Raw genomic sequence first — 510 nt, 5'->3', positions numbered from 1 at the left:
GGCCGAGAACGAACAAAGCATGTATCAAATCCAAGACCGGCTGAAGGCTGAGGTCACACACCAGACCGCGCACATCGACACCTGTCAGAAAGACCTTGAACAGTTGGGCCGGGATATAAATCATGAGCAAAATCGTCTGGATACAGCCAAACAGCTCAAGCAACATATCAGCGACCTGGAACACCAACGCAGTGACCGGCTGGAACATATCGCCGTACGTCGAGCCGCCCAGCAGTTGCTCGACAGCACCCATCCCCGTTTGCTCGGCAGCTTCAATCTTGAGCTGCAAAAGGTGGCCGGCCGGATCGTGCCGCTGCTGACCGAGCAGCGCTATGTCAATGTCCGAATCGGTGAAGACTTAGACCTCCAGGCCCTGTCCCAGGAAAAGGGCGACTTCGTCAGCCTGAGTGAAATATCCGGTGGCACCTATGTGCAGCTGATGCTGGCGGTCCGCTTGGCCCTGTCCCAAGCCCTGATTACCTCAACCGTCCAGGGCGAAGAGTGTCTCAT

At 56.5% G+C, this 510-nt stretch carries 2 protein-coding genes; one reads left to right on the top strand and one right to left on the bottom strand.

What is annotated here, in order from left to right:
- A partial coding sequence (locus J4F42_22195) for a hypothetical protein (protein ID MCE2488235.1) occupies positions 1 to 253 on the bottom strand: 253 nt, incomplete at its 3' end.
- On the opposite strand from J4F42_22195, the gene J4F42_22190 reads away from it, so the two are divergent.
- A partial coding sequence (locus J4F42_22190) for a hypothetical protein (protein MCE2488234.1) occupies positions 236 to 510 on the top strand: 275 nt, incomplete at its 3' end. The genes J4F42_22195 and J4F42_22190 overlap by 18 nt on opposite strands.

The organism is Desulfurellaceae bacterium (assembly GCA_021296095.1).
Classification (GTDB): Bacteria; Desulfobacterota; Binatia; order Bin18; family Bin18; genus JAAXHF01.
Note: the sequence above shows the minus strand (reverse complement) of the source record. Positions and strands in the feature narration are given on the sequence as shown.